We start from the raw sequence: 8,164 nt of genomic DNA on the forward strand, positions 1-8,164 counted from the left end.
GGATGTGATCTCATGGGATTCCTATCCAACTTGGGATGTGATCTCATGGGATTCCTATCCAACTTGGCATCATGCGAAGGATCAAAGCAGCTTGGCAGCTTGGTTCTCGCTCAATCATGACATGTTCCGTTCCTTGCGAGGCGGACAACCGTTTCTGCTGATGGAAAGTACACCAAGTTCGACGAATTGGCAGCCTGTTTCTAAGCTTAAGAGGCCGGGCATGCATCTGCTATCCTCTTTGCAGGCTGTAGCTCACGGTTCAGACTCTATTCAGTATTTCCAGTGGCGTAAAAGCAGAGGCGCAAGCGAGAAGCTTCATGGCGCCGTTGTCGATCATGTCGGGCACGAGCACACGCGAGTATTCCGCGATGTAGCAGAGCTTGGCGGTCATCTTGAGAAGCTGACGGAAATCCTGGGTACGACAGTTCCAGCAGAAACAGCCATCATTTTCGATTGGGAGAATCGTTGGGCTGTTAAAGATTCGCAAGGTCCGCGCAACATGGGAATCAACTATGAACAGACGGTTCTAAGTCATTATCAAGCTTTCTGGGATCAGGGAGTTCCCGTTGACGTCATTGATATGACAGGTGATTTTAGCAAATACAAGCTCGTTGTCGCTCCAATGCTTTATATGGTTCGTCCTGAGGTCGGTGAGCGTATTGAGCAATTCGTTGCTGGCGGAGGAACTTTCGTAGCCACCTACTGGTCAGGCATCGTTGACGAAAACGATTTGTGCTTCCTTGGCGGATTTCCAGGGCCACTTCGCCAAACACTCGGCATTTGGTCAGAAGAAATCGATGGGCTTTATGATCATGATGAAAATCAAATCATCTATACGGAGGGTAACTCGCTTGGACTCACTGGGGCTTTTAAGGTGCGTGAGCTGTGCGAGTTGATTCACTTGGAAGGGGCTCAGGCACTTGCTGTCTATGGAGATGATTTCTATGCAGACAGACCAGCCCTGACGGTTAATCAATTTGGCCAAGGAAAAGCTTACTATATCGCAGCTCGCGCGGAGCAAGCGTTCCAGAGAAGCTTCTATCAGCAGATTATAAAAGAGGCAAAGATCGAGCCAGCTCTTCGAACGGAACTGCCTCACCAGGTTACAGCACAAATTCGAACAGATGGCGTTAGCGAATTCATTTTCTTGATGAACTTCAGCGACCAAGATCAGGCGATTATGCTCGATGAACATACCTATTCTGATATGCTTACTTCCAATGACACAGCTGGTTCTGGCACCGTCAGCTCAAGCCTAGTACTTCAGCCATACGGGGTGCGAGTTCTGAAGCGAAGCAAGTCGTAGACCGATATATTGGATGTTGGGAAATAATCCCAACATCCTTTTTGTATGAAGATAAAGGGAATGACACCCTGAGTCGCGAAGAATCTGTGCTACAAGACCTAACATAGGAAGAAAAGTGGTGACCTCACATGAAGACGGGCTTCCGCCTCTGGTTCGATGAAATCCGTAATATGCGGATTAAAGCGAAGCTATTTCTGCTTATTACCATTACGATGGCTGTTAGCTCAAGTATTTCACTCGTAGGCTTACAGATCGCCTTTTCGATGTATGATCAGCAAATTTACGAGAAATCGTCGCAAGTCCTGAATCTTTCCTCCACGTTGATTGAGAATGAACTCAATAAAGTGGAGCGGCTCACTTTCAGCATCATGTCGGATGAGCAGATACAGCAGCATTTGATTGTGATGAATTCAGACGAATCGGATTATATCCGCATTCAATCCCGCGCCAAACTCGTAGACCGGCTAGTCCAGTATATCAACTCGGAGACGTATATCTCAGCTGCGGATATTACCGATGTGATGGGAAATAGCTACTCCAGCGGAAATTTGACAACGCTTTCTCCTGAGCGGAAAGACCTGATTCAAGAAACGTCCGATCGCGGAGCGGGCAGTTTGGGTTGGGTGAATCCGGATGCACAGGATTACAGCCTCATTGCAACGAGGCAAATCCGATCCTCCGATAATTTGGAGCTGAAGAAGCTCGGCAGTCTAGTGCTGCATGTCAATTTGGACAAGATGGTGAATCAATATGCCAGAGAAGCTGTGACCCGGGACGGCGAACTCATTATTGTCTCCAAGGGGAGTTTGGTATACCCGAGGTCTATGAGCATGAAGTCATTGATTAGCGAAGACAGTCCGGTAGGAAATTCCTTGCGGGGATTTCGCATTATCGAACAGGATKGCGAGAAATACTTCGTATCGCATATTCATTCCGATTACTTGGGCTGGACGTACTACAACACGCTGCCGTTCCAAACGATTTTTTATAACCTGACATTGATGAAAAATTGGATGATCGCCGCATTTCTTATTTCTTTTTTTCTGCTGGTCGGATTCGGTATGGCGGTTGCGCGAAGCGTCACTCGTCCCATTGAAGGCTTAATCAGCAGTATGCGAGGACTGCAAGTCAGCGATCTGGAAAATTCAGAGCTTCCGCCGATTGCGCCGATTTCTCAGCAGATGGATGAAGTGGGATTACTTCAGCGGACGTATCGCATGATGATCGTGCGGATTCAGGAATTGATCAAAGAGAACTACACGAAGCAGATCATCATCAAAGAGACCGAGTTCCGTTCCTTACAGGCGCARATCAATCCGCATTTTCTGTATAACACATTGGAATCGATCAACTGGATTTCGAAGATGAATGGCCAGAAGCAAGTTTCGCAAATGGTGGAATCGTTAGGTTATCTGCTGCGATCGTCCATTAGCTTAAAGCAGGATGTGATCCCGCTCGAAGACGAATTGAAGCTTGTGCAGCATTATATTACGATTCAAAAGGTTCGCTTCGAGGAGCGGCTGGATTTCCGGCTGGACGTTCCTGAGGCTTTGAGAGGCCACTGCATTCCGAAATTGACGCTGCAGCCCCTATTGGAAAACGCGATCAAGTATGCGGTCGAGGTCATGCTGGAACCCTGCATCATCCACATTAGGGGGCGGGAGGAAGGCGATTCTGTCTTTCTGATCGTTGAAGATAATGGACCTGGAATCGATGAAGCTTACTTAGAACAAATCCTGACAGGCGAACGTCAATCCAAAGGCACTGGCATCGGCCTGAAAAATATTGACGAGCGGATTAAGTTATCCTTTGGCGAAGAATTTGGTATTCAAGTAGAAAATCGAACGGATGGCGGCGCACGTATTACCATTCGAATTCCGATGACGAAAAGAGGGTAACGACGATGTACAAAGTGTTATTGGTTGATGATGAACGGATGATTCTAGAAGGGATTTCATCCATTGTGGATTGGAAATCTGTCGATACAGAGCTCATAGGAACTGCTCGCAACGGGATTGAAGCCTATGCTTTTGTTTGTGAGCACGAACCCGATATTGTGATCAGCGATATTCGGATGCCTGGCATGGACGGCTTGCAGTTAGTCGCCAAAGTCAAAGAAACCCACCCCCATACGCGTTTTATCATGCTTTCGGGTTTTGATGAATTCGAATACGCGCAAATTGCGATGCAGCATGGCGTAAAACATTACTTGTTGAAGCCGTGCAACGAGAACAGCATTTTGAAAGCGCTAAGTGAAATTGCTGCCGAGTACAAACAGGAAGAGAGCAAGGAAGGCTTCATTCAGTCGATGAAAGCAAATTTACAGAAGGTCCTGCCGCATGTCAAAGAGCAATTCTTGAAAGAATTCGTGACCAATAAATCGTATGGCAGCCGAGACTGGGAATATTATCAGGATTTATTCGGGCTGCATGTCAGTGGCAGGAAAGTTCGTTTATTGCTATTCCGGCTGGAAGACAAGTTCGAATATGAGCATTTATTTGCCGTGAAAAATATTGCTGAAGATATCCTCGATGAACCGCTCCTAAGCTCTACCATTGCGGAGCAAATACTGGTGATGATCGAGGATCAGGCCGATATGAAGCGCCTTCAGGAGCAAATTGAAGAAATCCGGCGTATTTTTATGCTGTATTACAAAATCGATACGACCGCCGCTTTAAGCGAGGCTGGGGAAATCGGGGAAGCCAGAAAGCTCTATCTGCAAGCGATTGATTGCTTAAGCCATCGTTTTTACCTGGGAGAAGGCGGGCTTATCACGATGCGCGACATTTTGGGTTCTGCGCAGCCGAGTAAAGCTCAGTTTGTCTTCGATGAAGACCGCATTATATTTCCCATTCGCGCAGGAAACTGGGAAGAAGCTGAAGCTAGTATTGAAGCGTTTCAAGACCTCCTTGTGAACTCCCGATTAGACATACAGACGACAAAGTCATATGTCATTCAAAGCTTTATTTCCATGACAAGGTTATGTGCAGAGCCGCAAATGCACCAATATATGGGGCTTATTGGCCATATTTCACAGTTGGAAACACTGCAGGCGAGCATCCAGCTGCTGAAGCAAACCGCATCCGAAATTACTCATGTCATTTTTGAACAGAACAGAAACAAACATTCCCAGGTTATTCAGAAGGTGATCGATATTGTGAATGCGGAGCTCTCGAACRCTGAGCTGTCCCTCAACTGGGTGGCGCACAAAATGTTGTACATGAACCCGGACTATTTGGGGAAATTGTTCAAAAAAGAAACAGGCGAGCGCTTCTCCAACTACGTCGTCACAGTGAGAATCCGTAAAGCCATGGAGCTTATCAAATCGAACGATGACGTCAAAATGTTCGAGCTAGCGGAACAACTAGGTTTCGGCGATAATCCGCAGTACTTTTCGCAGGTGTTCAAGAAGATCGCTGGCTGTGCCCCTTCTGAGTATAAGAAGCTGACACTGTAGCGTCGTATTCACTGTTTTTTGAACATTTAACGCGGTAAATTAGATTCAACTTTTGCTCCTGCAAGCCCATAATAAGACATGTGGAGCGCAGGGTACACAGGAGGACGCTAACAATGAAACGCAGACTATTCCCGGCCATGCTTCTAATTCCATTGATGTTCTCCCTGATTGGATGCAGCGCGAAACAGCCATCTGCGGATGGAAAGCCGAAGACGATGGAGTCTGAAAGAAGCAGTTCCAAGCAAGAAGTTAAGCTGCGAATTGCCTGGTGGGGCGGTCAATCGAGACATGATTACACGTTGAAGCTGATTGCCATGTATCAGGAGCTGAACCCGAACGTGAAAATTGATACGGAATATGCCGGCTTTGATGATTTCTGGAAAAAGCTAGCTCCGCAAGCGGCGGCCAATCAATTGCCCGATATCATCCAGATGGATATCTCGTATCTCACCCAATATGCGACGAAGGATCAATTGGAAGACTTGTCTGATCTGACGATTAACGGCACGATCGATGTGCGATCTGCATCGCCCGAGACGATTGATTCCGGACGAGTGGACGGGAAGTTGTACGGCATACCGTTAGGCGTGAATGCGATGGGGACCACCTACGATGCTGCTATGCTGAGGGAGGCAGGCATATCTGCCATTCCGAAGAGCTGGACGTGGTCCGATTTGGAGCAAATCGCCAAACGAATGAAGGCAAAAGGCAAAGTGCTTGACCATATGCGCTTCGATCAGTTTTTCCCTTACTATCTGCGCACGCAAGATCAGCACTATTTTAGCAAGGATGGTACGAGTCTTGGATTTAGTGATCCGCGTTATTTTATAGATTACTTCACCATGTATCTTCAGTGGTACGAAGCGGGTTATATGCGTGACTGGGACAAAGAGTCGTTGTCCAAGCTAACGCCCGAGGAGAATCCGATAGCCCTAGGGGATGGCTTCATGACGATGGCGTGGTCGAATCAATTCACGTCGCTGCAAGAAGCCGCCAAGAAACCTCTCAGCTTAACCGGACTGCCGGGACCGAATGGGAAACAAGGGCTATATTTAAAGCCCACCATGTTGTTCTCCATTGCCAAAAGTTCCAAGCAAAAGGCGGAAGCGGCCAAATTCATCTCCTGGTTTTTAAATGATTTGGAAGCTAATAAACTGATCAAAGGTGATCGGGGGATTCCCATTTCCTCGAAGGTCAAGGATAGTTTGAAGTCTACGTTCTCTGAAGAAGAATTGAAAGTGTTCGATTATGTGACGTGGGTGGAGAAGAACAGCAGCCCCATGGATCCGCCTGATCCGATTGGGTCTGCAGAGGTGAGCAAGCTACTCCGTGATATGCAAGAGCAAATCTTGTATCGCAAACTTTCGGTGGAAGAGGCTGCTGCCAAATTCATGAGAGAAGCCAACGTTATTTTAGCTAAAAATAAGAAGTGAACATGGATGGTAGGACATGTTATACAGGTATAAAAGGGTGGCTCTAAATCAGCTGCCCTTCCAAATACACAGAAAATGACAAGCATAAAGGAGTGGAATTATGAAACTACGTGAAAATGATCACATAGTCGGCTATGTGTTTGTCTCACCTTTCATTCTTGGTTTTTTGATCTTCACGCTGTTTCCCATGTTTTCTTCGCTCTATTTTTCATTTACGGAGTATGATTTATTGTCTCCGCCGCGATGGATAGGATTTTCGAATTACGAGAAAATGTTCACGAATGATGATAAAATCATAGATTCGATTCGTGTGACGCTAACGTACGTGCTTACATCCGTTCCGCTGCGTCTAATCATTGCCTTATTGGTAGCCATGCTGCTTAATCGTGCTGTCAGAGGGATTGGATTATACCGGGCTACCTATTACTTGCCTTCGTTGATTGGCGGAAGCGTAGCGGTGTCTATCATGTGGCGTCAAATTTTTGGTGACAAAGGGTTAATTAACGCGTTTCTTGGCAGCATAGGTGTTCACACCACGACCTCTTGGATTGGCTTGCCGGCTACGGCGCTTGGTACGTTGGTGCTCTTGTCAGTCTGGCAGTTTGGTTCTTCGATGCTTATCTTTCTAGCTGGGCTCAAAAACATTCCAGGCACTTACTACGAGGCAGCGAGCGTAGACGGAGCGGGACCTGTTCGCAAATTTTTCCACATCACATTGCCTTTGTTAAGTCCTATCATCTTGTTTAATCTTATTTTGCAAACGATTTCGGGTTTCTTAACCTTCACGCCAGCGTATATCATTTCAAACGGTGAAGGCGGACCGCTTAATAATACACTGCTGTATTCACTGTATTTATTTCATCGCGCATTCGTTTTCTTTGAAATGGGTTATGCGTCAGCAATGGCTTGGTTCATGCTCATCTTAATCGGGCTCATCACCTTGGTTATTTTCAAAACATCAAAATATTGGGTTCATTACGAGAGCTAGGAGGGATCTGACATGGTTTTTCGAGCCAAAAATATAAAAACGTTGCTGTATCATCTGATCGTCTGCCTCATCGCGCTAACAGCGATTTATCCGATTCTCTGGCTGGTCGCCAGCTCCTTGAAGCCAAATGAGGAGATTTACACAACAGCAACCTCTCTGATCCCTAGCCGGTTGGAATGGAGCAATTATGTATCCGGTTGGAAGGGATTTGCAGGCATCACGTTTGCAACCTTTATGAAAAACAGCTTCATTATCGTTATTCTTTCAACTATCGGTGCAGTAGCTTCTTCGGCTGTTGTCGGATACGGCTTCGCTCGCATTAAGTTTGCCGGGAGTAAGTTCTGGTTCGCCATGGTGATGCTGACGCTGCTGCTGCCTCAAGACGTGACTATAATCTCGCAGTATATTTTGTTCGCCAAAATTGGCTGGTTATCGAGCTTTAAACCAATCATTGTTCCGCAATTTTTTGGAATTCCGTTCTTTATTTTTCTTATTATGCAATTTATTCGCACGATTCCGCCGGAGCTTGATGAAGCCGATCCAGATGAAATTCGCCAAGTCATAGACCGCGTTGTTCATAGAACATTCCGTATGGACTTTAACTGGGATTGGCCGGGCGGCGTAGCTTTCTATGGTGTGACGGAAGCTTATGAAGCAACGGGAAATAAAGAGTATCTTCAGATGTTAAAAGAATGGGTCGATGAGAAATTGGAGGATGGACTGCCCAAGCTGTCCGTTAACGGCATCTCGATCGGTCACTCGTTGTTAACTTTGTACAAGGAAACCGGGGAAGAGCGCTATATGGAAATAGCTACCCAAATGGCAGACTTCCTGAAGCATGAGGCAGAGCGTTTCGGAGAGGGCATTTTCCAACATACCGTGAACTCGGAGACGTACAATTTTCCTGAGCAAGCATGGGTGGATACGATGTTCATGGCGGGTTATTTCCTGGTGCGTATCGGCTCGATGCTGAATCGTGA

The 8,164-nt window shown here is 46.5% G+C and carries 6 protein-coding genes; all 6 read left to right on the forward strand.

Annotated elements, in window-relative coordinates; all coding sequences use genetic code 11:
- A partial coding sequence (locus AC1DUA_RS14645) for a beta-galactosidase (protein ID WP_477500468.1) occupies positions 1 to 1,306 on the forward strand: 1,306 nt, incomplete at its 5' end.
- A gap of 128 nt (positions 1,307 to 1,434) precedes the next feature.
- Complete coding sequence (locus tag AC1DUA_RS14650) at positions 1,435 to 3,204, forward strand: sensor histidine kinase (RefSeq protein ID WP_477500469.1); 1,770 nt, start codon at positions 1,435 to 1,437, stop codon at positions 3,202 to 3,204.
- A 5-nt stretch (positions 3,205 to 3,209) separates the two neighbouring features.
- Positions 3,210 to 4,763: a response regulator gene (locus tag AC1DUA_RS14655; protein WP_477500470.1), complete on the forward strand. Its 1,554-nt coding sequence runs from the start codon at positions 3,210 to 3,212 to the stop codon at positions 4,761 to 4,763.
- A 113-nt stretch (positions 4,764 to 4,876) separates the two neighbouring features.
- Positions 4,877 to 6,196, forward strand: a complete 1,320-nt coding sequence (locus AC1DUA_RS14660; protein WP_477500471.1) for an ABC transporter substrate-binding protein — start codon at positions 4,877 to 4,879, stop codon at positions 6,194 to 6,196.
- A gap of 100 nt (positions 6,197 to 6,296) precedes the next feature.
- Positions 6,297 to 7,184, forward strand: coding sequence for a carbohydrate ABC transporter permease (locus tag AC1DUA_RS14665; RefSeq protein WP_477500472.1), 888 nt, complete (start codon positions 6,297 to 6,299; stop codon positions 7,182 to 7,184).
- A 12-nt stretch (positions 7,185 to 7,196) separates the two neighbouring features.
- The coding region (locus tag AC1DUA_RS14670; RefSeq protein ID WP_477500473.1) for a glycoside hydrolase family 88 protein at positions 7,197 to 8,164 on the forward strand (968 nt) is incomplete at its 3' end.

Source organism: Paenibacillus sp. 01T422, assembly GCF_056398785.1.